Source organism: Streptococcus sp. AM28-20, assembly GCF_003603595.1.
Classification (GTDB): Bacteria; Bacillota; Bacilli; order Lactobacillales; family Streptococcaceae; genus Streptococcus; species Streptococcus ilei.
This window is the reverse complement of the sequence record NZ_QTNK01000001.1, coordinates 118,190-142,561: the sequence shown is the minus strand read 5'-3', so window position 1 is coordinate 142,561 and position 24,372 is coordinate 118,190. Positions and strand designations below refer to the sequence as shown.

24 protein-coding genes, 1 pseudogene and 1 riboswitch are annotated in these 24,372 nt (G+C 41.9%); of the genes and pseudogenes, 4 read left to right on the top strand and 21 right to left on the bottom strand.

The window, feature by feature from the left end; genetic code table 11:
* Positions 1 to 9 precede the first annotated feature (9 nt).
* The 7 genes and pseudogenes from lacB to DW738_RS00805 form a co-directional block, all read right to left on the bottom strand.
* Positions 10 to 525: a galactose-6-phosphate isomerase subunit LacB gene (gene lacB, locus DW738_RS00835; protein WP_123160067.1), complete on the bottom strand. Its 516-nt coding sequence runs from the start codon at positions 523 to 525 to the stop codon at positions 10 to 12.
* A 16-nt stretch (positions 526 to 541) separates the two neighbouring features.
* Positions 542 to 967 (bottom strand): galactose-6-phosphate isomerase subunit LacA, encoded by a 426-nt coding sequence (gene lacA, locus DW738_RS00830; protein ID WP_123160066.1) that lies wholly within the window; start codon positions 965 to 967, stop codon positions 542 to 544.
* Between the two features lie 87 nt (positions 968 to 1,054).
* A pseudogene (locus DW738_RS00825) lies at positions 1,055 to 1,444 on the bottom strand (PTS sugar transporter subunit IIA); the annotation flags it as partial.
* A 207-nt stretch (positions 1,445 to 1,651) separates the two neighbouring features.
* Positions 1,652 to 2,398, bottom strand: a complete 747-nt coding sequence (locus tag DW738_RS00820; protein WP_123159367.1) for a DeoR/GlpR family DNA-binding transcription regulator — start codon at positions 2,396 to 2,398, stop codon at positions 1,652 to 1,654.
* A 325-nt stretch (positions 2,399 to 2,723) separates the two neighbouring features.
* Positions 2,724 to 4,298, bottom strand: a complete 1,575-nt coding sequence (locus tag DW738_RS00815) for a DEAD/DEAH box helicase (RefSeq protein WP_123160065.1) — start codon at positions 4,296 to 4,298, stop codon at positions 2,724 to 2,726.
* Between the two features lie 699 nt (positions 4,299 to 4,997).
* Positions 4,998 to 5,906 carry a magnesium transporter CorA family protein gene (locus DW738_RS00810; RefSeq protein WP_123159369.1) on the bottom strand — a complete coding sequence of 303 codons (909 nt, stop codon included), beginning with the start codon at positions 5,904 to 5,906 and terminating at the stop codon, positions 4,998 to 5,000.
* A gap of 85 nt (positions 5,907 to 5,991) precedes the next feature.
* Positions 5,992 to 6,372 carry a PH domain-containing protein gene (locus DW738_RS00805; protein ID WP_006596927.1) on the bottom strand — a complete coding sequence of 127 codons (381 nt, stop codon included), beginning with the start codon at positions 6,370 to 6,372 and terminating at the stop codon, positions 5,992 to 5,994.
* 101 nt (positions 6,373 to 6,473) lie between these two features.
* Positions 6,474 to 6,598, top strand: a riboswitch (TPP riboswitch).
* 81 nt (positions 6,599 to 6,679) lie between these two features.
* Between DW738_RS00805 and thiT the strand changes: the two genes are divergently transcribed.
* Positions 6,680 to 7,255 (top strand): energy-coupled thiamine transporter ThiT, encoded by a 576-nt coding sequence (thiT, locus tag DW738_RS00800; protein WP_120702202.1) that lies wholly within the window; start codon positions 6,680 to 6,682, stop codon positions 7,253 to 7,255.
* Between the two features lie 472 nt (positions 7,256 to 7,727).
* Here the strand turns inward: thiT and DW738_RS00795 are convergent, their stop codons facing one another.
* From DW738_RS00795 to pbp2b, 9 genes are all read right to left on the bottom strand, one after another.
* Positions 7,728 to 9,272 carry a peptide chain release factor 3 gene (locus DW738_RS00795; RefSeq protein ID WP_023022638.1) on the bottom strand — a complete coding sequence of 515 codons (1,545 nt, stop codon included), beginning with the start codon at positions 9,270 to 9,272 and terminating at the stop codon, positions 7,728 to 7,730.
* Between the two features lie 202 nt (positions 9,273 to 9,474).
* Positions 9,475 to 11,400: a DUF2207 domain-containing protein gene (locus DW738_RS00790; protein WP_123160064.1), complete on the bottom strand. Its 1,926-nt coding sequence runs from the start codon at positions 11,398 to 11,400 to the stop codon at positions 9,475 to 9,477.
* A 60-nt stretch (positions 11,401 to 11,460) separates the two neighbouring features.
* Positions 11,461 to 12,141 (bottom strand): TIGR02206 family membrane protein, encoded by a 681-nt coding sequence (locus DW738_RS00785; protein WP_123160063.1) that lies wholly within the window; start codon positions 12,139 to 12,141, stop codon positions 11,461 to 11,463.
* Positions 12,142 to 12,153: 12 nt separating this feature from the next.
* Positions 12,154 to 12,843, bottom strand: a complete 690-nt coding sequence (locus tag DW738_RS00780; protein ID WP_123160062.1) for a YwaF family protein — start codon at positions 12,841 to 12,843, stop codon at positions 12,154 to 12,156.
* A 28-nt stretch (positions 12,844 to 12,871) separates the two neighbouring features.
* On the bottom strand, positions 12,872 to 13,573 hold the full coding sequence (locus DW738_RS00775) for a YwaF family protein (RefSeq protein ID WP_123160061.1): 702 nt from the start codon (positions 13,571 to 13,573) through the stop codon (positions 12,872 to 12,874).
* Between the two features lie 59 nt (positions 13,574 to 13,632).
* Positions 13,633 to 15,000, bottom strand: a complete 1,368-nt coding sequence (gene murF, locus DW738_RS00770; protein ID WP_123160060.1) for a UDP-N-acetylmuramoyl-tripeptide--D-alanyl-D-alanine ligase — start codon at positions 14,998 to 15,000, stop codon at positions 13,633 to 13,635.
* Positions 15,001 to 15,088: 88 nt separating this feature from the next.
* Positions 15,089 to 16,135: a D-alanine--D-alanine ligase gene (locus tag DW738_RS00765; RefSeq protein WP_123160059.1), complete on the bottom strand. Its 1,047-nt coding sequence runs from the start codon at positions 16,133 to 16,135 to the stop codon at positions 15,089 to 15,091.
* A gap of 325 nt (positions 16,136 to 16,460) precedes the next feature.
* Complete coding sequence (gene recR, locus DW738_RS00755) at positions 16,461 to 17,057, bottom strand: recombination mediator RecR (protein ID WP_006596694.1); 597 nt, start codon at positions 17,055 to 17,057, stop codon at positions 16,461 to 16,463.
* Positions 17,058 to 17,067: 10 nt separating this feature from the next.
* On the bottom strand, positions 17,068 to 19,149 hold the full coding sequence (gene pbp2b, locus DW738_RS00750; RefSeq protein ID WP_123160058.1) for a penicillin-binding protein PBP2B: 2,082 nt from the start codon (positions 19,147 to 19,149) through the stop codon (positions 17,068 to 17,070).
* 315 nt (positions 19,150 to 19,464) lie between these two features.
* Between pbp2b and DW738_RS00745 the strand changes: the two genes are divergently transcribed.
* From DW738_RS00745 to DW738_RS00730, 3 genes are all read left to right on the top strand, one after another.
* Complete coding sequence (locus DW738_RS00745) at positions 19,465 to 20,292, top strand: exodeoxyribonuclease III (protein ID WP_123160057.1); 828 nt, start codon at positions 19,465 to 19,467, stop codon at positions 20,290 to 20,292.
* Between the two features lie 11 nt (positions 20,293 to 20,303).
* The gene (locus DW738_RS00740) at positions 20,304 to 20,690 is read left to right on the top strand and encodes a VOC family protein (protein WP_123160056.1); all 387 of its coding nucleotides are present in this window, start codon (positions 20,304 to 20,306) and stop codon (positions 20,688 to 20,690) included.
* A 170-nt stretch (positions 20,691 to 20,860) separates the two neighbouring features.
* Positions 20,861 to 21,454 (top strand): helix-turn-helix transcriptional regulator, encoded by a 594-nt coding sequence (locus DW738_RS00730; RefSeq protein WP_123160054.1) that lies wholly within the window; start codon positions 20,861 to 20,863, stop codon positions 21,452 to 21,454.
* A 25-nt stretch (positions 21,455 to 21,479) separates the two neighbouring features.
* On the opposite strand, the gene nth is transcribed toward DW738_RS00730, so the two are convergent.
* From nth to DW738_RS00705, 5 genes are all read right to left on the bottom strand, one after another.
* On the bottom strand, positions 21,480 to 22,109 hold the full coding sequence (gene nth / locus DW738_RS00725; RefSeq protein WP_123160053.1) for an endonuclease III: 630 nt from the start codon (positions 22,107 to 22,109) through the stop codon (positions 21,480 to 21,482).
* Between the two features lie 311 nt (positions 22,110 to 22,420).
* Positions 22,421 to 22,729, bottom strand: a complete 309-nt coding sequence (locus DW738_RS00720) for a DUF898 family protein (RefSeq protein WP_117745026.1) — start codon at positions 22,727 to 22,729, stop codon at positions 22,421 to 22,423.
* A 21-nt stretch (positions 22,730 to 22,750) separates the two neighbouring features.
* Positions 22,751 to 23,443 (bottom strand): 5'-methylthioadenosine/adenosylhomocysteine nucleosidase, encoded by a 693-nt coding sequence (locus tag DW738_RS00715; RefSeq protein ID WP_123160052.1) that lies wholly within the window; start codon positions 23,441 to 23,443, stop codon positions 22,751 to 22,753.
* A 27-nt stretch (positions 23,444 to 23,470) separates the two neighbouring features.
* Positions 23,471 to 23,809, bottom strand: a complete 339-nt coding sequence (macP, locus tag DW738_RS00710) for a cell wall synthase accessory phosphoprotein MacP (protein ID WP_123160051.1) — start codon at positions 23,807 to 23,809, stop codon at positions 23,471 to 23,473.
* Between the two features lie 11 nt (positions 23,810 to 23,820).
* A complete protein-coding gene (locus DW738_RS00705; protein WP_123160050.1) occupies positions 23,821 to 24,366 on the bottom strand; it encodes an NUDIX hydrolase in 546 nt (181 codons plus the stop codon).
* Positions 24,367 to 24,372: the final 6 nt, after the last annotated feature.

Here is a 24,372-nt window from a genome sequence, read left to right as displayed (position 1 = left end):
CTTCACCTCTTAGTCGTGGTATTCACCACGATCCCATTTTTCAAGGAATTCTGTAAAGAAGTCTGTATCCTCTTGGTGATCATTATGAGTTTCCAAATGTTGAATCTTGGCAATCAATTTCTTATTTTCTTCACTTGGTTTGTATTCCGCATGAATGAAGGCTTCAATGATATCACACATGAGCAACTCACCAGTTACTTTCCCACCAAAACCAATGACGTTGGCATTGAGTTCTTCTTTGGCATAAAGAGCAGAGGTCATATCACGGACCAAAGCTGAACGGATTCCAGGGACCTTGTTAACCGCGTTGTTAATCCCAACACCAGTTCCACAGATACATACTCCAAGGTCTGCTTGACCACTAGCTACTGCTTCTCCAACCTTCTTCCCAAAAATTGGGTAGTGGGTGCGCGCATGGTCATAGGTTCCGAAGTCAAGGACCTCAAAGCCTTTTGATTTCAAAAATTCAGAAACAGCCATTTTTTCATTCGTGACAATATGGTCACATCCAATTGCAATTTTCATTCTTTTACTCCTCCCCTTAGCACATCTTGTTAAGCATATCGACACGGATTTGGTGGCGACCGCCATCATACTTACCGTTTACAAAACCTTTGGCAATATTTTTGGCCAATTGATCACCCACGATTTGAGCCCCCATGGTGATCATGCGAGAATTGTTGTGGCCACGAGTCATGTAAGCGGAACGCTCATCTGAAACCTCTGCTGCAACCATTCCTTTAATTTTAGTTGCGACCATAAATGGACCAGCTCCGTAAGCGTCAATAACAATACCCAGATTATCTTCTGCTTGTTTCACTTCTTTTGCAACAGCTAAGGTCACATCGACAAAGTCTTGTCCTTCTTCTGTCACGTCCACGACTTGGAAACCTTCTGATTCCAAATATTCTTTGACTACTTCTTTTAAGCGAATACCTGCTACATCCGCACCAATAATAACTGACATATCATACTCCTTTTATATATGTTTTCCGATTAAATACAAAGGCCTTGATCTAACTTCTGCATTTTATACTGTCATTGTTTCCTATAAGAAATCCATCAAATGTGCCAAAATGTTTGTTTGGCTGGAACTAGAATTGTTAATGATGAAGAATAAAAGCGAAACTTCTACTTCCTTATCAGGCGCGATCATATTGTGGAAGGTTACCGGATTTTTTAATCGAACGACTACAATATTCTCTGTCAGGTTATGGATGATATCCGTATGAGGAATGGCCACATTCGGCAAATCCTTCCCTAGAAATTCCATATCTAAACCAGTAGGGAACGATTTTTCTCTTTCTTTCAATGCAGCTCGATAAGAATCTGTCACAATCTGACGCTCTTCCAATAAAGTTGCAATCTGCTCAAACAATTCTTCTTGATCTGCAACATCTAGGCAAAAGACTAATTCTCGATTAAACAGTTGATTTAATCCCATCTTTTCACCCCTTCCACTTTTTACCTTTTTTAATTTATACGATAAGTATATCACTATATGAATACGCTGTCAATTACAATATGTAATTTTTTGTTCTTTTTTGTTTATTTTTTATAAATTTGTTTGTAGTTCATGCTATATGAGAAAAAAAGAAAAAGACCAGAACATGCTTAAGTTCTGGTCTTTTAGCTGTTTCTGTACGAAGCTTTACAAAATTTTTGTATAAGAATTGTATTTCTCACGCACCTTTTTAGAGATTGAATGATCCGAAATCACCGCATCTAAGTCATCTAAACGGTAAAAAGCATAGAAAGAATAGCTATCAAACTTAGTGTTATCTGCGACTACATACTTTTCAATGGCATTGTTGAGAATAATTTTATTGCCATTTCCTTCCTCTTCGTTTGCGGTCATTGCTGTATGACCATCAATCCCATTTACCCCGATAAAGGCTTTCGAAACTTTTATTTCCTTTAAGAGCTTATTGGCAAACTGTCCTACAAAGGTCTGTGTCTTGACCCTATAGCGTCCGCCAACTAAAATGATGTCACAATTGGGCTGGTCTTTTAATTTTTCAAAAATAGGCAAGGAATTAGTGACAATACTAACATGTTTCCCATCAAGATAATCGCCAATAAAATCTGTAGTAGTCCCTGCTCCAATAAAAATTGTATCGCCTTCATCAATCAAAGCCGCACATTTTTGAGCAATCTCCCTTTTCTCTTCCACGTTCAACATGTTCTTTTCTGTATGGGAGACTTCTGTTAGACTATCCTTGATTTTTCGATGGGCCCCTCCATGTACACGTACCAACAAGCCTTGTTCTTCTAAGTCCATCAAATCCCGGCGAATTGTCATATCGGTTACACCCAGGAGATCGCTTAGATCCTTAACAGAGACCACTTCATTTTTATCCAACTCTTGTAAGATTGCTACATGTCTACTCTCTTTCATATGACGTCCTACTTTCCTATTTCTGCTTTCATTATACTATAATAGTGATCATTTTCAATAAGAAACAAACATTTTGCCCAATTTTTTCTATATTAACCACTTATTTTGTTGATCGTTTTTGTGTAATGATCATTTTTTTGTTCTTTTTTTAAAAAAAAGTAGATTTTTTTTAGCAAATCTGTTGACAGAGCTAAATAAAAGTTGTATTCTTAATATGTTAACAGAATTGATAGCGCTGTCACAAGATGATAGCAAACGTTTTGTTTACGAATTTCGGTCTCCTTATAAATATACAAGGGTAAACATGTGTTTACCCTTGTATTTTTTATTTATCCCCTTTGTTCCGAATCACAAAGCCTGTTTTCTTCTCACTTGAAGTATTGCGAGGTTTTTTATGATCCTTGCGGTAACGCTTCTCTTTATCAAATCGATCCTTTGAGCGTCCACCTTTACGATATTCATCACGACGTCCATTGCCACGGCGTTCACGGTCTCGACGGTCGTCTCCACGACGGCCACCGCGACCAGACTTGCCTTTTCCGCCAAATCCACCACCAGACGGTTTAAACGGTAGTGGTTTTTCACGCGCAATTTCAACCTCTGGAAGACTGTCTGGATCCTGAACCGTCAAGCTAAGGATGTACATAGCCAATTCTTCTGGGCTGAATTCTGAGGCCAATTGACGAGCATCCTTGCCAAACTTCTCAAAGTTGCTACGAATCTCCTCATTAGCAAAATCACGTTCAATTTTCTTAAGAGCGACCTGCTTCTTAGCTTGGAAGGCTTCTTCTGCACTTGCTGGCTTGAGACCTTTCATGCGTTTCTTAGTCAAGTTCTCGATGATTTGGAGATAGCCCATCTCATTTGGTGCTACGAAAGTAATGGATTGACCTGACTTACCTGCACGCCCTGTACGACCAATCCGGTGAACATAACTCTCAGGGTCTTGAGGAATATCATAGTTGTAGACATGGGTCACGCCTGAGATATCCAAACCACGAGCAGCAACGTCTGTTGCAACAAGGACATCGAGGTTGCCATTTTTAAAATCACGAAGGACACGAAGGCGTTTATTTTGGTCCAAATCTCCATGAATCCCTTCTGCACGGAAACCACGGATCTTCAATCCACGAGTTAACTCGTCTACACGGCGTTTGGTACGACCAAAAACGATTGACAATTCAGGTTGATCAACATCCATCAGACGTGTCATGGTGTCAAATTTTTCTTGTTCCTTAACACGGATATAGTACTGGTCTACCAGTTCTGTTGTTAATTCTTTGGCAGCAATCTTGACATGCTCAGGTTCTTTCATGAATTGAACACCGATCCGTTTGATGGCATCAGGCATGGTTGCTGAAAAGAGTAGAGTCTGACGATTTTCTGGGACACGTGAGATGATTGCTTCGATATCTTCCAGGAATCCCATATTAAGCATTTCGTCTGCTTCATCAAGGATGAGAGTTTCAATATCTTGTAATTTCAAGGCCTTGCGTTTGATCAAGTCTAGAAGACGACCTGGTGTTCCTACAACGATGTGAGCCCCTGATTTAAGAGCTTTGATTTGTTTTTCAATACTTGAACCACCGTATACTGAACGGACTTTCACACCCTTACTACGACCAAAGCGGAAGAGTTCTTCCTGGCTTTGAACAGCCAGTTCACGAGTTGGGGCGATGACCAAAGCTTGGATAGTTGCTTCTTCTGTACGAATTTTTTCAAGGGTAGGCAAGCCAAAGGCTGCTGTTTTCCCTGTACCAGTCTGTGCTTGACCGATTACATCTTTCCCTTCAAGAGCCAAAGGAATGGTTTGCTCTTGGATAGGACTTGCTTCTACAAATCCTGCTTTTTCAATTTCTGCTAACAAATCAGCAGAAAGATTAAATTCATTAAATTTCACGTTATTCTTCTTTCTAAAGATGGTGCGAAGCCATCCTATAGCGCTTAGTTTATACTTTTCTTGTCATGACGTACTTTCATAACTTTTATGAAAGATCGTGTTGCTTCTTTTCCACGAAAGAAAAGTACTGCTTTCTTTGCAACCTATCTAGTATACCACAGACCTGGGTTAAAAGATAGTAAAACGAAACAAGTTAAAAGCTTTTTATTGTCTAACCCCTTTCAAAAAAAGTTTTTTTCATGTTTCATTAGTATAACCCTTTTTTATTTCTTTTTAAATTTACAATAATATAAAAGGATGCGAAATCTCTTCTTCGCTTTGAATCCTATCACAAAAACAGCGTTATAATAGGCTTTCTAAAAGTTTTTTCTCACAAAAAATCCACTTTTATTTTGGGATTGTTTTCTTGATTTTTAAAATAAAAGTATGTATAATGAATTTAGTATTTAGGATATTTCAGAATGATTAAAATGCTTCATTCATTTAACTGATTCAACGATTCAATCCAATTATAAATTGTTTATAATCCACTCAGTACTTTTAAATCTACTCCTACTATTTCCAAGAAGATTATGTACAGTCGATCACTTGTATCAAAACTGCCTCTTCTTCTTAGGGGAGGCAGAGTTAAAAATGAAGAATTTTCTGAAATAGCCAAGATACGAAAGAGGTAAGGAATTTCTTCCCTACCTCTCTTTTTTATCGTTTATGGGCAATCCAGCGCAAAATACGAGACAAGATGATCCAGAGTACAAAGCTTGCTATGGAGATATACAGCCATGCATTAGGATCATTTGTAAACGGCAATGGAACATTCATTCCAAAGAAACCAGTAACAACTGCTAAGACCGCTAACAGAGCTTCTAAGATGGTCAAGGTGGTCAAATTATCATTCAAATTGTTATTTAGGATGTTATTGTAAGAGCTAGACAATTGCTGCAAGACCTGAGAGTTCAACTCCGTCATATATACCAACTGTCTGGCCTCAATCATGGCATCATCAAACTGTTCTTTTTCGACATCATCAAATTGGCGGTAGATTAGGTGAGCCTTGATATGTTCCAAGAGCATGCGATTTTGCTTGGCAGCGGATGCCAGATAGACCATACCTGTTTCCACGTCAGAAAGAGCATACAGGTTCTTACTAGTTGTTGTTTTTCGTAAGAGACGAGTGATTTCATCCTTGTGCTTATCTAGACGCTCAATAATCGGATAATAAGCATTACTAATCATCTCAAGCCCTGCAAATAAAAGCTTAAAGGTCGATAAACTCTCGTGATTATCGACATAGCGTTCCATTTGTGCAATAATATAGGCGTTGTCTCGGTTACTAATAGTCACAAGACGTGGTCCCTGGACAATGAAGGTCATCGGAATGGTTTCATAATATTCCTTTTCCTTTTCCATGTCCAAGACATTATAGATAAAAGTCACGGTCCCATTCTCACGGTTGTAATCCATGTGGGCACGTTCGTTTTTATCCAATGCATATTCAATGGTTTCTTGATCAATACCATACTTTTGGTACAACTGGGAGGTTTCCGCAATCAAGTCAGAATCAATATTAATCCAACTCCGGCCATCTCCTAACTTTTTTTCAACGAACATTTTGCTCCCTCTTTACCTTATCTGCCAGTGCTCCTATCCGATTGTCCTAAATCGCTAGATGAAGACTGTTTAAATTTATTTTTTATCAACGCAATACAGCTGCTGCCAAGGCCTGCTGGATTTCGATGACACTATTGTCGCTCTTAAATTGAAGTGTTTCTGATGGTTCTACAGCTGATGAAACCCAAATTTTTAATTCAGCATCCAAATCAAAATGACCAGATGTTTCTACTGAAAAACGCGAAATAGAACGATAAGGAAGGGATTTATAAGATGTTTTCTTCCCTGTCATTCCTTGCTTGTCCACCAAAATCAGACGGTACTCAGTAAAGACAATCAAGTCACGAATCAAACTAAAAGCCAGAGTTACCTGCTCACCTGGAACCAGGATATCCCCTAAATCTTTTTCAACCTTATCGACGTCTTTTTGAGAAGCATTGCCCATCAAACCTGCAAAAATACCCATGATTATTTCCTCCACAATTTGTGCATTTTCTATCTTAATAACTATACCATATTTTTTGCGAGTTAAAAAGTTGCGGGAACGTTTTTTAGATAGTATAATGAAAGAGTCACAAGAGGAGCAGCAGCTGAGATTGGTTAGATGGAATACCAAAAGTGTTCGTTACTGACCTAAACTCTTACCACCTGATCAGGTTAAGACCTGCGTAGGGATGTGTCTCAAAACAGAATGAAATAGAGAACTTCTATGACGTCGTTTTGGTGTGGCAACAAATGAGCCAATCAAAACGATTGGTATAGGAGGTTTTTTTATGTCGAAAACTACAGTTCGACCAATGATTGAGGTTGCTCTTTTAGCGACCATAGCTTATATTTTGGATTTGGTTACTCAACCGATGTCCTTAGGTCCTTGGATTTCTCTATCTTTTAAGATGGTTCCCATCTTTCTCCTCAGTTTCCGCTGGGGTGTGAAGGCTGGTGCCGTGGGAGGCTTCATCTGGGGTTTGTTACAAGTCGTAACAGGGGAAGCAGCTGGTGGTTGGTTGACTCCAATCCAAGGTTTCTTAGAGTACTTTGTAGCCTTTAGTCTGATTGGACTGAGTGGAGCTGTCAAACCTGCTCTTGACAAGGCTATCCGAGAAAAGAAACGACTACAGACGCTTACTTATATCACAGTCGGAGTCATCTTGGGTGGTTTTGCACGCTACACAATTCACTACATTGCTGGTGTCATCTTCTGGGGAAGCTATGCTCCAGCTGGCCAAAGTGCCTACCTGTACTCTCTGATTGTGAATAGCTCGTCCTTCTTAGGCGAGACCATTGCCAGCCTCATTGTCTTCTTTATCTTACAAGAATTTTTGGGAAGACTCCTCATTACAGAACAATAAAAAGCCAGCTCACTTGAGCTGGTTTTTTATTAAAGAAAAAATATTCTTAGAAACTTTCCTTAAGTGAGTACGGACGTCAGCGAACTTCTACGAAGTTCCATGACTTAGTTTTGAACCCCTTCGCTCTTTAATTTCTGGGCTCAGGCTAAAACAGTTTCCCAAACTGTTTTACTTTCAAAACTCCCGAGTGCTTGAAACAACATTGTTTCAAGCATTTTTCTCACAGCGGAAAGTTTCAGTACTGGCTTTAATGACTATAAAAATATGGAATTATTTTTATTTATTGAAAAATCACTTGATTTTTTATGTAAAATGGAAGTTTGTCTTCATCCCAAAACCAGCTCAAGTGAGCTGGTTTTTCAATTTATATATTTTATTCGCCAAAAGTAGTTAGTAAGGCAGTTAGCTAGTTCGCAAAATAGCGACTAGCGTTCAACAATTAGGAACTTTAGTTCCAATTGTTGGTACTGAGTTACATCTTTTCCTCTAGTTCAACATCTGGGTACTTGTCTGCAAACCAACGGAGGGCAAAGTCGTTTTCAAAGAGGAAAACAGGCTGGTCAAAGCGGTCTTTGGCCAGGATGTTTCGGCTTGAAGACATGCGTTCATCTAGATCCTCAGGTTTGATCCAGCGAACCGTCTTTTTACCCATTGGGCTCATCACCACTTCGGCATTGTATTCATTTTCCATCCGGTGCTTAAAGACTTCAAACTGCAATTGACCAACAGCACCCAACATGTATTCACCCGTTTGGTAGTTGGTATAGAGCTGGATGGCTCCTTCTTGCACCAATTGCTCAATTCCCTTATGGAAGGACTTTTGCTTCATGACATTCTTGGCAGATACCTTCATGAAGATTTCAGGAGTAAAGGTTGGCAGTGGTTCAAATTCAAACTTATTCTTCCCAACTGTTAGCGTATCCCCGACCTGATACGTACCGGTATCGTAGACCCCGATGATGTCTCCTGCTACGGCATTGGTGACATTCTCACGGCTTTCCGCCATAAACTGGGTGACATTAGATAGCTTAGCACTCTTACCAGTACGAGGCAAATTGACACTCATCCCCCGCTCAAATTCACCAGACACGATCCGAACAAAAGCAATCCGGTCGCGGTGACGAGGGTCCATATTGGCTTGGATTTTAAAGACAAATCCTGAAAAGTCCTTGTCATAAGGATCGACAATTTCTCCATCTGTCTTCTTGTGGCCGTGTGGCTCTGGAGCAAACTTGAGGAAGGTTTCCAAGAAAGTCTGCACACCAAAGTTGGTAAGAGCCGAACCAAAGAAGACCGGAGTTAATTCACCTGCAAGGATAGCTTCTTCTGAAAATTCATTTCCTGCTTCATTCAAAAGCTCAATATCATCTTTTACTTGTTCGTAGAATGGATTGCTAGCAAAAAGTTTATCGCCATCCTCTAGGCTGGCAAAACGTTCATCCCCTTTATAGAGTTCCAAGCGTTGGTTATAGAGGTCATAGAGTCCCTCAAAGGCTTTCCCCATCCCGATTGGCCAGTTCATTGGGTAACTAGCGATGCCCAATACTTCTTCCAATTCTTGTAAGAGATCTAGTGGTTCACGACCGTCACGGTCCAGTTTATTCATAAAAGTGAAGACTGGAATCCCACGGTGTTTGACAACCTCAAACAATTTCTTAGTTTGGGCCTCAATACCCTTGGCAGAGTCCACTACCATGACCGCAGCATCCACCGCCATCAGGGTCCGATAAGTATCTTCTGAGAAGTCCTCGTGCCCTGGAGTGTCTAGGATATTTACTCGTTTGCCGTCGTAGTCAAACTGCATCACAGATGAGGTTACCGAAATCCCACGTTGTTTCTCGATATCCATCCAGTCAGATTTTGCAAAAGTCCCTGTTTTCTTTCCTTTTACGGTACCTGCTTCCCGAATCTCTCCTCCAAAGTAGAGCAACTGCTCAGTAATGGTTGTCTTCCCCGCGTCCGGGTGAGAGATAATGGCAAAGGTACGGCGTTTTTTAATTTCGTCAGTGATTGTCATTCTTTCATCCTCAGTTATTTTTTAAAAGCATATTTTTTAGTAAGTAGGATCCTTCTACATTGGTTCTCTCCTTTTACCTTAACTAACCTATTATAGCGGAAATAGAGCCTTTTTTCAATCATCAGTGTATTTATAAATTAAAAAGCCTGAGGGAGAACTACAATGGTTCTACATCCCAGACTTCATTCAATCACAAGGGCTATTAGAAGGCTCCAAATCCTCCACCACCACCGCCATCAGAAAATCCACCGCCGTCAAAGCCACCACTGCCATCTGAGGAGTTAATAGAGAAGCTTGAAACACTATAGGAATCATCTGCATAGTTCATCAAGGTAGAACCGTCTAGGAAGGTATTTGGAGAGGATGTCAGCCAAAGAACAGTGTCCCAGTCTTCATATGGCACGGAAATCTGATGATTTTGGAGTACCTGACTCACTTTTTTAGCTTGGCCATACAAGGTCGCATAGACTAAGATACGATTCCATAGGACAATACTCTCAAGTTCTGCTTGGTTGAAATTTGGAATACTTTCAATCATATTTCGAAAGGCCATCCATTCAAATTGTGAATCCAAGTTCTCTAAGGATTGTAGATGATCTTCACGAAGTTTCATAACAATATAAAATGGAATGAATAACAAAATCAAACATAAAATAGTCCAAAAATAGAAGGAAGATAGGTATGAACCAAATCCAAAAGATAAGAAACACATGCTCACAAACAAGATCAGTAAGAGCCAAAAATGTAAGGCACAGCCTGTTTTTGAAAAAGCTTCTTCTTTTTCAGATAAGTCTCTAAAATAAGAGGGCAACCCTAATTTCGTAATTTCCTTATCGACGCCTTTTGACAATTGCTGGGCGTCCTTTTTCAAAAGTGATCGAACGTCACTTCCGACCTTTCGAATACGGTCTCTTTGTGTGTCTGTTTTAGCAGCTCGAAAATCCTTTTTTAGGGCTGCTTGATTAATTTTATATTTCGAGAACACCTCACTGATCCTGATTTCAGTTTCTTGATCAAAGATCATTTCAATAAACTTCAATTCAAAATCAGCTAAGCCTTCATGGTGAAGACAGGTCAAGGTCCCTCCACTTTCATCTCTCGTCAAACGAAGATTTCCTCGATCAATGAGATCCAAAATACTTGCTTGGATGAGATGATTAAATTTTAGTTGACCTTTCTCTCTAGACATGACCATCTGTTCAAAATCAAGTTGATACAAGGCCTTGGCTAGGACAAAGGGTGGCAAATTCTGTGGAGGTTCGTATAGTCGTACTCCCTTTGCAATCCGACGAGTTCTGGTACTGATCATATAGCGGATCCATGGAATGAAAGCTAGAACAAATAAAAGAATTGCTACAATTGGAATGACTCTGAGAAACAGTGTCTTGTAGATGACTGTTTTTTGTTGAATGGATTTTTCTTTTTTAAGAAATTTATCCTTTCCCTTTTCCTTTTTAATCTCATTAGATTGGCCTCGACGTAGAGCTTCTGTCATGGGCCAGTATGCGTGGAGCTCCAATTTTCCATTCTTTGGGAAGTTCCATAACTGAATGTGATAGCCAGTCTCAGTCCGTTCAATCTGGGCTGGTGGATTAAAATAACCGGTATGAGCATACAACTCTCCCTGCTTGGCATCCAAGCCATCCACATAAAAATCTAATTTTGCTACTTCCTCATCCCCATCTGAAATGGGGAACCAATTGAGCTCGGCGATATCGGAGTACAGTTCTAGAATATGATCAATCTTCCATACAACCTTGATGGTAACTTTGCCACCTACGATTCTTGAATTGTAGATTTTTAATAAACGTCCATTTCCGAGATCCGATTCTTCTACACGGATCTCTCGTTTTTCCCCATCCACATAAGCTTCCACTTGAGGATTTTCATGGATTTTAAATCCTTTGGGAAGGGGATCTACACTCCCTAAAGTTACATACTGCCCATTATAGCCTGTTGAAAAAATGTAGGTAATCTCTTGCGTAAATGTCGCCTGGCTATCTTCCTGCAAGTGGAGGTGTCCCACATAGGACTCAATTGAATAACGAACTTCATCATCTGCCTGAGCCGGACTAACCGTACAAAAAAAGGCACACAATATACCAATGACTAGTAAAAACCTCTTCATTTCAAACTCCTATTAACTAAAAGAAGGCTGAGACTGATGGTCCCACCCTCCTTTTTCTTTTTATCGAATAACTCTTTCTCTTGTAGGCTTACGACTGAAAAATACATTAAAGAGAAGCAAGGCTGCTGCTAAGATGCTAGAGACCACGACGTAATTCACCAAGAGGCTGTCCCCTTTGATAATCGGTGGCCGGGCCATGAGTCCATAATTCCCTCCAGTGACTTGGTTGACGCCAACTAGAAATAGATCCAAAACGAAAGTATAGAGAACAATCTCTCGATTTTTTAAGAGGCTCGAATCATAGCATCTCAAGAGATAAATCAAAGAATTAACCAAAAGACAGTAATGCCCGAGGAGGAAAGAAAAGCTCGTAATATGAGGGAAGGTGTAGGGATCAAAGACTGGATATCCCAAGGCAAAGATCGCTCCACTCACTCCCATCAAGGCAAAGAACTGCTTGCTCTTCCATCGGTCTGGCAACAGCAAGACAGCAAACATAGCCAAACGACAATGGTACAAGGGTAAGCTATTGGACCAGGGAAGCTGAAAAGCAAAATACCAGATATAGAGACAGATCAATTGAAATATTTGTAGGTTTCGAAAGATCTTCCGAAATTGTTCATTTTGGTAGTAACGTAATGAAGCCCATACTGCCATTACGATCAAAAGAACCATAACCCCATACCAAAGGAGCGGTATAACAGGTGGTGTGGTAGATTCAGTTGTAAAAAAATGATGCATAAGGTCTCCTTATTAAACGGATTCAGATGTTCTTTTTCTTTTCTTACTGGACTTAATAAGATGATTGATCAGGATGAGGGTTCCTGTCATCAGGATAGTCACGATCAAGTAATTGAACACGAGCCCATGATCGCCAATTACAGGAGGACGACGCATAAAGCCGTAATTTCCACCCGTTACGAGATTAGCAAGCTGAATAATAGCGTTGACACCAAAGGTCATCTGACAGATCTTCCAAACGTCTCCTTCTTCTACTTGGTAGAATTGGACCAGATAGATCAAGCAATTGGCCAAGAGGGCCCAGTGGCCAAAAACATTGTTGATCGAGGATACATGAGGAAAGGGATAGGGATAAAAGACGGGATGAACCAAGGCCATGATGGACCCAAAGACACCAACAAGAGCAAAATATTGCTTGAAGCTTCCCTTGGGAGCCAAAAGAATTATCCACATAGCCATCCGACTATGATAGAAGGGCAGGCTCTCTGAAAAAGGCAAATGTGCTGCAATATACCAAGAGTTGATTATCAGCAACTGAATCAATTGCCCCCAATACCAAAAGTTTTGATAGCCTTTGGAAGAAGCAAATCGAATAGACAGATAGCCTACCACCATCAATGAGGCCGGCAACAAAAAGTACCAAGCTCCCAATTGAGGAGGGGCCGTTGGTTGACTGGTGAAAAATAAATCCCAAAGTGGCATGATTTCCTAACCTCAGCTCATCAATTTTCTATTCTGAACGTGAAACGACCGTCTCTTCAACCATCTTGTATTTGTACTTATAACGCTGGTTGACCAAGCAAATTCCAGCCACCATCACCAAGCTAACCAAAAGGTAGTTCAAGAGAGCTCCATGATCCCCAATGATTGGTGGACGCCGTAAGAAGCCATAATCCCCTTTCGTCAATAGGTTCACCAAGAAAATCAAGGCATTCATGCCAAAGGTGATCTTAAAGATTCTCAAGGTATCTTGTTTTTCAGATTGGTAATAATCTTGCAGGTAAATCAAACTATTGGCAAGCAAGGCCCAGTGACTGAAAATGAGATTCAGAACGGTGATATGAGGGAAAGGGAAGGGATCAAAGGCTGGGTAAACCAAGGCCGCAATCGACCCTAGAACTCCCAAGAGAGCAAAATATTGCTTGATATAGGTCCCTCTAGGTGCAAAGAGAATCACCAGCATGGCCAAGCGGCAATGATAGAAAGGCAAATTATCCGTCAAAGGCATGTGGGCTAGAATATACCAAGCATTAATGGTCAAGACTTGGATCAACTGTGCCCAATACCAAAAGCGTTGGTAACTTTTGGACCGTGCATGTCTAATGGAGAAGTAGCCAACCACCAACAAAGAAGCTGGCAGAATGAAATACCAGAGCCCAAATTCAGGTGGGGCTGATTTTTGGTTTGTAAACAATAAATCCCAAAGTGTCATTTTCACATTCCTTTAGTTTATTTAAGCCTATCTTTGGAGAGAATTTCCTTCTCTTTTTGCTAGGCCTTTTCTAATTCCTCTACCAATTTGGCTAAATTCATGGAATTGCTTCCCTTGATAAGGATTTGGTCCTGCTCTTTTAAGCTTTCCTTGACTTGTTTGACCAGATCCTCGAACTGGTCTTCTTCAGCGGTCTTTTTGAAATAATAGACATGTCCGAGTGGAAACATCTGACTCGCTAACTGAGCTAAGCCCGCAATATCCTGGCCATAGAAAATAACCGTATCCAAGACATCCGGCGAGAGACTGAGAATCATTTGGTTGTGCAGATCAATGGATTGCTCCCCTAGTTCTTTCATATCTGCAAGAACCGCCAACTTCCGGCCATTTGGATTGGCAGGAATGGTTGAGAAGGTTTCTAAAATCAGGCGCATGGCCGTTGGGTTGGCATTGTAGACGTCGGATAGGATATCCGCTCCATTACCTGCCTTCTTCCATTCTGTGCGGTTCTTAGTAAGCTCTAGGCCTTTAAAGCTTGCACGGATAGCCTCTTCGCTGACTCCTTCTTTTAGGGCAACATAGGCCGCAATCATGGCATTGGTCGCATTGTATTTGCCTGTGACAGGTAAGTCAATAGCATCTGATAAGAAATTCGCTTCAAAGGTTAGGCTGTCCTTGCGTTCCTCCAACTTGGTAATACTGATATCTGCTCCTTCACCAAAGCGCACAAGCTCTTGTTGACTCGGTAAAAAATCCTCGACAATAGGATCGGCTGGTACTAGGAGCAAGCCTCCAGATGGCATGCCGTCCGCAATTTGCAATTTCCCTTTAGCGATTTCTTTGCGATCTTTGAAAAACTCCAGGTGAGCTTCCCCAATAAGGGTCACGATTGCTGCCTTTGGATGCGCAATTTCTGAGAGAAGATGGATATCTCCCAGATGGTCCTGTCCCATTTCAAGGACAAGCTTCTCTGTCCCTTCTGGCATATGGAGAACCGTATAAGGAAGGCCAATTTCGTTATTATAGTTCCCTTGTGTTTTATAGGTTTTGTAGGTAGTTGACAGCAATTGAGCCAACATATCTTTGGTCGTTGTCTTACCGTTTGAACCGGTGACCGCCAAGACATCTACTTGACTCTTTTCCAACACATATTGGGCTAATTTTTGAAAGGCTGCTAGAACATCATCTACCAATAAATAAGGATGGCCTTCTACTTCTTTTTCAGACAAGGTCGCTACAGCCCCATTTTCAAAGGCAGTTTCAATAAAATCATGCCCATCACGCGCCCCCTTGAGAGGGACAAAAAGGTCTCCAGGCCCAATCAAACGGCTATCGAATTCAGGCTTGGTAAGGGCTACATCTTCAAATTGACTGATATCATTGCGAGCAGCCAGGACACCTGCTACTTCGTGCAAGGTTAGATTCATAGTATTCTCCTCTAAAAAGGGGGAGCAGGAAGAAAATCGACTCCTCATTGAGTTGATTCCATCCCCTACTCCCACTTGGAACAGATTCTTACAGTAAGTGTGCTTCGCGTTTTTCGAAAGTTGCTTTTGCCAACTCAACCAAACGCTCGATCAAATCAGGATAGGACAAGCCCATGTTATCCCACAACAAGGGATACATAGACCATTGGGTAAAGCCAGGCATGGTATTGAGCTCATTCAAGTAGATGCCTCCATCCTCTGTGTAGAAGAAATCACAACGGGAGAGACCTTTCCCACCAATGGCACGGAAGGCCAATTCGGCATTCTGACGCATGGTCGCAGCAACTTCTGCAGGAATTTCAGCTGGAATCGCCATCGTAATCTTATTATCGATGTATTTGGCTTCGTAGTCGTAGAAGGCCACATCTTTGACCACCTCACCAGGGAGAGTGCTCTTGACATCGTAGTTGCCTAACAATCCTACTTCGATTTCGCGCGCTACGACACCTTGCTCAACCAGAACACGGCTATCGTATTTAAAGGCCAATTCCAAAGATTGACGAAGTTCTGCCTGGTTCTCTGCTTTTGAAATCCCGACACTAGAACCCATGTTCGAAGGCTTGGTGAAGACCGGATAGGTCAATTCTTTTTCGATTAAGGCAATTTTAGCTTCTAGGTCATCTCCTTCAAGGACGGCCACATAAGGAACTTGTGGAATCCCTGCTGATTCTAGGACCCGTTTGGTGGTAATCTTGTCCATCGCCACACTAGAAGAAAGGATATCACAGCCCACATAAGGGAGTTTCAAGACTTCTAAGAATCCTTGAACCGATCCATCTTCTCCCATTGGTCCGTGAAGGACTGGAAAGACAACCGCTCCTTCTTGGTAGATACTGCTCGGAGATACTTTAGCTTCCCAATCAATGGTCTCGTTGGTCATCAAGCGTTCTGTTTCAGCAGGCTTCTCTTCAAAGGTTTGGGTCTTGATGAAGTCTCCTGTCTGAGTAATGAAATAGGTCTCAACAGAATACTTGTCATAATTAATCGCCCGCATGACGCTTTCAGCTGAAAGTACAGACACTTCACGCTCTGCGCTACGGCCACCATAAAGAAGTACAATTTTTTCTTTTGCCATTGTTTGGTCCTAATCCTTTGTTTAATTTTGTGCTTCATAATCGACTTATCAAAAGCACTCCTCACATACGAGTTCGTCCCTCTAGTATACCACACTTTAAAAAGAAAGAAAACGAGGGAGAACACCTAAAAAACAAAAAGAGAGTGGGACAGAAATCGGTAATTCGTTAGAATTCGATTTCGTCGTCCCACCTCCGCACAGTTGAGTAGGGCTATAAAAGCTGATGAAATCAGCGTAGTAGAGCCCACTCAACCACTGCGTCTTGCTCGACAATCAAAAAACAATTGAGAGGCTAGGACTTTTGTCCCAGCCTCTCTGTAACCGCTTATAACTCGGTTCGATTTTCGATAGCCCGAAGAAGGGTCACTTCATCCGCATACTCGATATCGGCTCCGACGGCTAATCCACGTGCCAGGCGGGTCACTTTGATACCAGCTGGTTTGAGGACGCGTGAGATATACATAGAAGTTGCTTCCCCATCTGCTGTTGCATTGGTCGCCACAATCACTTCTTGGACCTCATGATCCATTAATCGTGTGATCAAGGACTTGAGATTAATATCATCCGGTCCGACCCCATTCATGGGCGAAATCAAGCCATGAAGGACATGGTAGCGTCCGTGGTACTCCTGGATATTTTCCATGGCCGACACATCTCGACTATCTTCCACCACTAAGATGGTCGATGGATCGCGAGTCTCGTCTCGACAAATGGCACACTCTTCTTCATCTGTTAGGTTCCCACAGATGGAACAATAGCTTAATTCCCGCTTTGCTGACAAGAGATTTTTAGCAAACTCATTGACATCATCATCACTCATTCCGATGGTATAAAAGGCCAGACGAGTTGCCGTCTTGATCCCAATACCAGGGAGCTTCGAATAACTTTCAATTAATTTTGCGATAGGTGTTGGATAGAGCATAGCTTCCTTTCTAATTCATAGGATGTTTTTGCTGGTAGAGATTGATAATCTCTCTGGTAATACTGTGACTAACTGTCGCTTGGAGATTGGTGTTGTGAGGAAAGACCACTGCAACTGCAATCTGAGGATTTTCAGATGGAGCATAGGCGATGACATTGGTATTTACAGCAGGGGTCCCACCATTTACAAATGTTTCTGCAGTCCCGGTCTTCGCACTGATTGGAACTGACGCACCTTCTCCGATGGTTTTACCAGTTGTTAAGCCACTGGTTCCGTATACAACCTGATAAAAACCTTGTTTGATGATGGCTAGATTTTCGGGGGTTAGAGCCACTTGATTGAGTTCTTTTGTTGCAATCTCTTCTTTCAGAGGACCCAAACCTCCCTTGGCATCATTCTCATAGATTCCTTGAACCAGGTGTGGAGCCACGCGTTTCCCATCGTTGGCAATGGTTGCCACATATTGAGCCAACTGCATAGGCGTATAGTTATCAAACTGACCAAAAGCGTCTGTTAAGTAATTGCCAATCGAATACTCTTTGGGAACATAGCCCGTTGATTCATTTGGAAGGTCTATCCCTGTTTCCGCTCCCAGACCATAGGAGGCGAAAGTCGTACGCAGTTTCTCCATAGCAGGATCCAATTGATCCGTCTTTAAGGTCATATTAGGCTGATAAGGTTGTCCCATCAAATCAAGAGCGATCTGCACCATATAGGTATTGGAAGAATATTCTAACGCTTGCACCGCATTGATTTCTCGGCTTCCAAACTGGGTGAACCAAGAAGTGATTGGAGCTGAACCAGAAAATGAGATTGGTTGATCCAATAAGACTTGGTTCCCAGAAATCACCCCATTTTCCCATCCTGCTGTCAAGGTAGCCGCTTTAACGACAGATCCTGGGACAAAGACATTGGTCACCGTCCCTAAAGCATCAGGAGTAAGATCTTGAGAACCGGTTTCATGCTTCATCCCTGCCATGGCAAGGATTTTACCCGTTTTTGGATCCAAAGCAACAGCATAGACTCCTTCTGAGTAGGTCGCATTGCCAGCAGCTAATTCTGCCTGGAAGGACTTCTTCAAGATGTCTTCCACTCCTCTTTGGAAATCCAAATCAATCGAAAGCTTGATATTATTTCCCTTGCTTCCTTTTGAGAGGGTTTCGATCTTTTCGACATTGCCATTCTTGTCCAAATGGATTTCTTTTTCAACCCGTTCTCCTTGGAGGACAGACTCATATTGTTTTTCTAAATAAGAAGTTCCGACGCGATCATTTAAGGCGTAGCCTTTTTCCAAATAATCATCGGCTTCTTCAGCTGGTAGACCGGCTTGTTCTGTCGATACACTGCCAACAATAGAAGCTAAAGGACTATCGACTACTTTTCGATCCCAACTCGTGATCACTTCAAATCCTGGAAATTCTTTTAAATGATCTTTGACCGTCGTCACCTGCTCATCGGACATCGGATCCGTCACAATCGTAGCACTAGCGAAGTTTTCAACTGCATTCATTTGGCTAAAGAGATAGATGGCCTTTTTTTCTTCATCCGTATAGCCCAATTTTGCTGGGTCAATACTGTCCACCGCATACTGGTAGATTTTCGCTTCTGGAAGTGGGTTACCATCCGTATCGATCCGTTCCTCCTTGGGCAGTTTGTCCACTACTTCTTTGTAGACTTCTGTGTTTGCGAGATAAAAGTCGATTTCTTGACGCTTGGTGACTTGAGGATTTGACACGCTTACGTAATTTAGGAGAAGCTGTGCTGTTTGACGCATCTCTTCCGCAGTAAATTTATTGCTACGTGTAAAGGACAAGACCTTCTTATCGACATTCTCTACCAGTGGCTGACCAGAAGCATCATAAATCTGCCCCCGGATACTTCCTCTTGTTAAATGTTTTTTAGTAGCTTTTGCTAATTTTTGTGTATAAAAGCCTTGATGAGTAATCTGCATATACCCTAGTCGAGCAATTAAAATCAAAAAGAGGGTACAGACTAGACTGAATAACAAATAAAGTCGTCTAGTAATCCACCGATTATCAAATTTTCTCACCTTCGCATTCGCTTTTTTTGAACGTTTAGATTTTCGAGCCATACCTCTCCTTTCAGTAGGATTCTCAGCCCCAGCCCCTATCAAGGCAACCTAAAATAGGATAACTTTATAGGAAATCTGAGGAATATTTCTATTTTAAACTCAACTTCCATTATAGCACATTTCATCCAGACGCGAGTCGCTAGACCAGATAAAAATCATTCATTCTTAGCTCATTAGCAAACATCATTTTAGCCATATGAACAATACAAACATCTTTTTACCAAGAAGCGGATCCTTCCTCAAATCACAAGAGACAGGAGACTGGATATTTTTTGGTATAATAGAAGCATCGACAAAGTTAGTAAAGGAAACGATATGAAACTAATCTCATGGAATATTGACTCATTGAATGCCGCCTTGACGAGTGACTCTGCGCGCGCGAAGCTCTCGCAAGACGTCCTCCAAACCTTAGTAGCCGAGGATGCAGATATCATTGCCATTCAGGAAACAAAATTATCTGCCAAAGGACCAACGAAAAAACACTTAGAGGTCTTAGAAGAACTTTTCCCTGGATATGAAAACACTTGGCGGTCATCTGTAGAACCCGCTCGTAAAGGATATGCAGGAACCATGTTCCTCTACAAAAAAGAATTGACACCAATAGTAAGCTTCCCAGAAATCGGTGCTCCTTCTACCATGGACCTCGAAGGTCGCATTATTACTCTTGAATTTGATGACTTCTTTGTGACCCAGGTCTATACTCCGAATGCTGGAGATGGGCTCAAACGTTTGGAAGAACGTCAAATCTGGGATGCCAAATACGCAGACTACTTGGCGGAACTAGATCAACAAAAGCCAGTTCTGGCAACAGGAGACTACAACGTAGCTCACAAGGAAATCGACTTGGCCAATCCAGCCAGCAACCGTCGTTCCCCAGGCTTTACCGATGAAGAACGGGCAGGCTTCACTAACTTGCTAGACAAAGGGTTCACTGATACCTTCCGCCACTTGCACGGGGATCTTCCAGAGCAATACACCTGGTGGGCGCAACGTAGCAAGACTTCAAAAATCAACAATACAGGATGGAGAATTGACTACTGGCTCACTTCTAACCGAGTTGCGGATAAGGTGACCAAATCAGCTATGATTGACTCCGGTGCCCGTCAAGATCATACACCGATTGTCATGGAGATTGAGCTCTAAGGAGAACGCTAATGGACTATCAAGCTGTCATTCCTGAATTTGTAGTATCTGACATCGAAAAATCCCACCACTTCTACTGCGACTTGCTGGGATTCTCCGTCGAATACGAACGTCCAGAGGAGAAATTTCTCTTCCTCTCGCTTGAAGACTGCCAACTTATGCTAGAAGAAGGCAGTACAGAAGAATTATCCCAATTGACTTATCCTTTCGGACGCGGTGTCAATATTTCCTTTGGCATCAAGGATGTCCCTCAGCTCCACCAAAAACTGCTGGAAGCTAACTATCCCATCTATCGTCCGCTGACACAAAGAAAATTTCGAGTGGGGGATAGCTTTATTTATCCCCATGAATTTGCGATTTTGGATCCAGATGGTTACTTTTTACGATTTAGTGAATAAGAAAAAGGAGGCTACTGGCCCCTTTTTCAATAGGGAAATATAAATTGACAGACCTGTAAATCCAGTGGTAAAAACCTTTGTTAAAGCCTATGAAATCAACATGTCAAAGAACTTTGATAGCCCTTTTTTATAAAATTTAGTAGAATGAAATCAGGAAGCGAGGAAATCTTATGCAAGTTGGAAAACAAATCCAGCATTATCGTAAAGAGAAAAATTTATCTCAAGACGATTTAGCTGAAATCATCTTTGTCAGCCGTCAATCCATTTCCAACTGGGAACGCGGCGCAACCTATCCTGATATTCAAAACCTTCTCTTACTAAGCAAGGTCTTTGAAGTGTCATTGGACAAACTAGTCAAAGGAGATTTGGAAACCATGAAACAAATTATTCACGACCAAGAATTTATGCGCTATCAAAAAGATGAAGTGGTCTTTAGCTTACTGCTAATTGGCAGTCCTATCATCAGCACTCCCCTCATTCTTTATTTGGATGGATACGGCATCGCTATTAGTTGCTTGATTCTTGCTGTCGCTCTATTCTACGCCCTACGCATTGAAAAATTCAAGAAAAAGCATAATCTTCGTACTTATCGCCAGCTTGTCGCCTATGAACAAGGACGCAGTCTGAGCGAGATTGAAGAAGCTGAAGAAAGGGGTAAAGATCCCTACGAAAGAATCCTCATTCCTATTCTATTTGTCCTTGGAATTGGCGCTATTACTCTACTGATTTCTTGGCTCTTACTTACTTTCTTCCCTATCAAATAAAAGCGAAGTCATTAGACCTCGCTTTTTAACTGTCTTTAAAGTTATAGAGTTGCGGATAGTGATCACATTCGGGATTTTTAGGATGGCAGATAGCCCGTCCAAAATAGATCATCGCCTGATGAGCTGGGAGCCAGCGTTCAGGAGGAAGAACGTCCATCACCCGTTTTTCCACTTCTAATGGGGTTGCTGATTTCTTGACGATGTCATGGTGCTTGCAAATCCGCTCTACATGGGTATCAACAGCAAAGGCAGGAATTCCGAAACCTACACTCATGACCACATTGGCTGTTTTGCGTCCCACTCCAGCTAAACTCTCCAATTCCTCCCGTGTCTGGGGGACTTGGCCATCAAAATTGTCCAACAATTGTTGGGCACATTTTTTGAGAAATTTTGCCTTATTGCGATAGAGGCCTAATTTGGAAATGTGCTTGGCAATGTCGGCTTCACTGGCGACCGCCATGGTTTGAGGAGTTGGGAAAGCTTCAAACAAGGCAGGAGTTGCCTTATTAACCGCCGCATCCGTCGTTTGAGCAGAGAGCATCACCGCTACTAATAATTCAAAATGGTTGCGAAAATCCAAACTTGGTTGAGCATCCGGAAATAGGGCAATAATTTCTTCAATCACATGACGTGCCCTTTTTTTTGATAAGACCATAACTTCTCCTTTGCATTACTAGAATCTATTATAGCATGAAGGAGTAATAGTGGTTAAAGAAATGGCTTCACAAAAAGAGGCTGGGACAAAAGTCCTAGCCTCTCAATTGTCTTTGGAGTGTCGAACAAGACGCAGTGGTTGAGTGGGCTCTTTGTTCGCTTTTTAAGCTCCAAATATGACCTAATGAGGGAAACAAAGTTTCCTTTATCTGCAACCTTCAACAGTCTCCCAGACTGTTGAAGCTGTGCGGAGATGGGACGACGAAATCGAATTCTAACGAATGACCGATTTCTGTCCCACTCTCTTTTCTATTAGTCTATAAAATGAGTATGTTTGGTAACCCATTGAGTGACCTTGATATTTAACCAGAACACATAGATTCCAAATGTAATAATAGTCAAGAACCACCATTTTATCCAATTTCCAAACAACTGCATGGCCGTGCCGTCAAAATACTGACGACGACCATCAATCACAGTATGCTTGACCTTCCAGTTATACATAATGCACATGCCCCAAGGAGCACAAATACCGAAAGTAAAAACTGTAATTAAGGTTGCTAATAAAACATGACCAATATATGAAAATAGGCCTCCATCAAAATATGATTCACGATACATGTTCCATCTCCCTATCTTTTTCTATACTAATCTCTTCAAGAAAGTAATCAAGGTTTGAGCAGAGCGCTCGCCAGCCTCTACGATAAATTCATCAAAAGAGATATTAGCTGAATGATCTGCCGTGTCACTCATAGCCCGAATGACCATGAAAGGTCGGCCAGTTGCATGAGCCGCTTGGGCAATGGCTGCCCCTTCCATCTCAACGGCTAATACTTCTGGGAAATGTTCTCGAATCGCTGCGACTTTTTCTTCACTCGCGATAAAGCTATCCCCAGTCGCAATCAGGCCAACATGGGTTGGTGTTTGTTCCTCAGCTAGAACTTTTTTCATCTCTGATACAAAATAGCGGCTGGATTCAAAGTAGAGTGGTTGCCCCGCCATCTGGCCATAGTCATACCCAAAAGCTGTCACATCGACATCATGGTAGGCCAATTTGTCTGCAAGGACGATGTCCCCAACAGCCATCCCTGGTGCTACAGCACCTGCAGAACCCGTATTGATAATAGCTTCCACCTTAAAATCATTGGCCAATACAGCCACACTCATGGCTGACATGACCTTGCCGATGCCACTTTCAACCAAGACGACCTCATGGCGACCAATCGATCCTGTATAGTAGACCTTTCCTAGGCGAAGATGTTTCTCGCCATTCTGCAAAGCTTCCACTAAGATTTTTAACTCTTGTGGCATGGCCGCAATGATTCCAATTTTCATAATCGTAACTCCTTTGGTAGACGCTCCTTATAAGCGCCAGATTGCAAGAATTAACAAGATGAGGAGCAAGATGACCCAAAATAAGATCTTATTCAATTTTGATTGAAGCACCTCATCTTTTTGGTTCTCAATCCGACGACTCTTGGTCACTGTAGGTTGGACTCTAATCGGAATAGTCTCCTGAGGATACGATGCTCCATGTCCTCTATCTTCTTCCCTTGTGGTCATTGGCCGTTCATAACCAAATCCCCTGTTTCCAGTCGGGAGAATTTTTGTTTCTTCCTCATCAAAGAGCGGGGGACCAGAGATAGCTTCTCCCCGGTTTGCCCGCTCAATCATTTCATCTGTTAATAAAGGTTTGCCCATTGGTTCCTCCTCTATTTATTAGATAATTCCCAATACTGAATCGCCATAATGGTCTTGGCATCACAGATTTCCCCAGCTTGGATCAAGTCTTGAGCCTCCTTCAAGGTCACTTCTAACAGCTCTAAGGTCTCGTCTTCATCTTGAGGGCGAGGATTTTCCACTTTTTTCAAGTTGGTCGCAGCATAGAGTTTGATCCGCTCGTTACAAAATCCAATGGCAGAATAAAAATCATACAACAAATCTAGATCACCTGTGTAACCAATTTCTTCTTCCAATTCACGCAGAGCAGCTGCTTGAGGATCCGCATTTTCACCCTTTTCCAACTTCCCTGCTGGGACCTCTACAGAAGTCCTCTCGATCGCCTTGCGGTACTGCTTGACCAAGATCGTTTTACCATCTTCTGTAATCGGCAAAACTGCTACTGCTCCATTATGGAAGATTAAATCACGCTGCGCTTGACCTTTTCCATCAGGTAGTTCCACTTGATCTGTGACTACTTGGAAAATCGGTCCTTGGTAAATCTCCTTGCGCTCAATGGTTTTTTCTTCAAATTGCATGAAAAT

Bases quoted from the DNA above. Each gene is read 5' to 3' on its own strand.
- lacB (WP_123160067.1), bottom strand. From the start codon at position 525: ATGAAAATTGCAATTGGATGTGACCATATTGTCACGAATGAAAAAATG.
- lacA (WP_123160066.1), bottom strand. From the start codon at position 967: ATGTCAGTTATTATTGGTGCGGATGTAGCAGGTATTCGCTTAAAAGAA.
- DW738_RS00820 (WP_123159367.1), bottom strand. From the start codon at position 2,398: ATGAAAGAGAGTAGACATGTAGCAATCTTACAAGAGTTGGATAAAAAT.
- DW738_RS00810 (WP_123159369.1), bottom strand. From the start codon at position 5,906: ATGTTCGTTGAAAAAAAGTTAGGAGATGGCCGGAGTTGGATTAATATT.
- DW738_RS00805 (WP_006596927.1), bottom strand. From the start codon at position 6,372: ATGGGTATTTTTGCAGGTTTGATGGGCAATGCTTCTCAAAAAGACGTC.
- thiT (WP_120702202.1), top strand. From the start codon at position 6,680: ATGTCGAAAACTACAGTTCGACCAATGATTGAGGTTGCTCTTTTAGCG.
- DW738_RS00795 (WP_023022638.1), bottom strand. From the start codon at position 9,272: ATGACAATCACTGACGAAATTAAAAAACGCCGTACCTTTGCCATTATC.
- DW738_RS00790 (WP_123160064.1), bottom strand. From the start codon at position 11,400: ATGAAGAGGTTTTTACTAGTCATTGGTATATTGTGTGCCTTTTTTTGT.
- DW738_RS00785 (WP_123160063.1), bottom strand. From the start codon at position 12,141: ATGCATCATTTTTTTACAACTGAATCTACCACACCACCTGTTATACCG.
- DW738_RS00780 (WP_123160062.1), bottom strand. From the start codon at position 12,843: ATGCCACTTTGGGATTTATTTTTCACCAGTCAACCAACGGCCCCTCCT.
- DW738_RS00775 (WP_123160061.1), bottom strand. From the start codon at position 13,573: ATGACACTTTGGGATTTATTGTTTACAAACCAAAAATCAGCCCCACCT.
- murF (WP_123160060.1), bottom strand. From the start codon at position 15,000: ATGAATCTAACCTTGCACGAAGTAGCAGGTGTCCTGGCTGCTCGCAAT.
- DW738_RS00765 (WP_123160059.1), bottom strand. From the start codon at position 16,135: ATGGCAAAAGAAAAAATTGTACTTCTTTATGGTGGCCGTAGCGCAGAG.
- recR (WP_006596694.1), bottom strand. From the start codon at position 17,057: ATGCTCTATCCAACACCTATCGCAAAATTAATTGAAAGTTATTCGAAG.
- pbp2b (WP_123160058.1), bottom strand. From the start codon at position 19,149: ATGGCTCGAAAATCTAAACGTTCAAAAAAAGCGAATGCGAAGGTGAGA.
- DW738_RS00745 (WP_123160057.1), top strand. From the start codon at position 19,465: ATGAAACTAATCTCATGGAATATTGACTCATTGAATGCCGCCTTGACG.
- DW738_RS00740 (WP_123160056.1), top strand. From the start codon at position 20,304: ATGGACTATCAAGCTGTCATTCCTGAATTTGTAGTATCTGACATCGAA.
- DW738_RS00730 (WP_123160054.1), top strand. From the start codon at position 20,861: ATGCAAGTTGGAAAACAAATCCAGCATTATCGTAAAGAGAAAAATTTA.
- nth (WP_123160053.1), bottom strand. From the start codon at position 22,109: ATGGTCTTATCAAAAAAAAGGGCACGTCATGTGATTGAAGAAATTATT.
- DW738_RS00720 (WP_117745026.1), bottom strand. From the start codon at position 22,729: ATGTATCGTGAATCATATTTTGATGGAGGCCTATTTTCATATATTGGT.
- DW738_RS00715 (WP_123160052.1), bottom strand. From the start codon at position 23,443: ATGAAAATTGGAATCATTGCGGCCATGCCACAAGAGTTAAAAATCTTA.
- macP (WP_123160051.1), bottom strand. From the start codon at position 23,809: ATGGGCAAACCTTTATTAACAGATGAAATGATTGAGCGGGCAAACCGG.
- DW738_RS00705 (WP_123160050.1), bottom strand. From the start codon at position 24,366: ATGCAATTTGAAGAAAAAACCATTGAGCGCAAGGAGATTTACCAAGGA.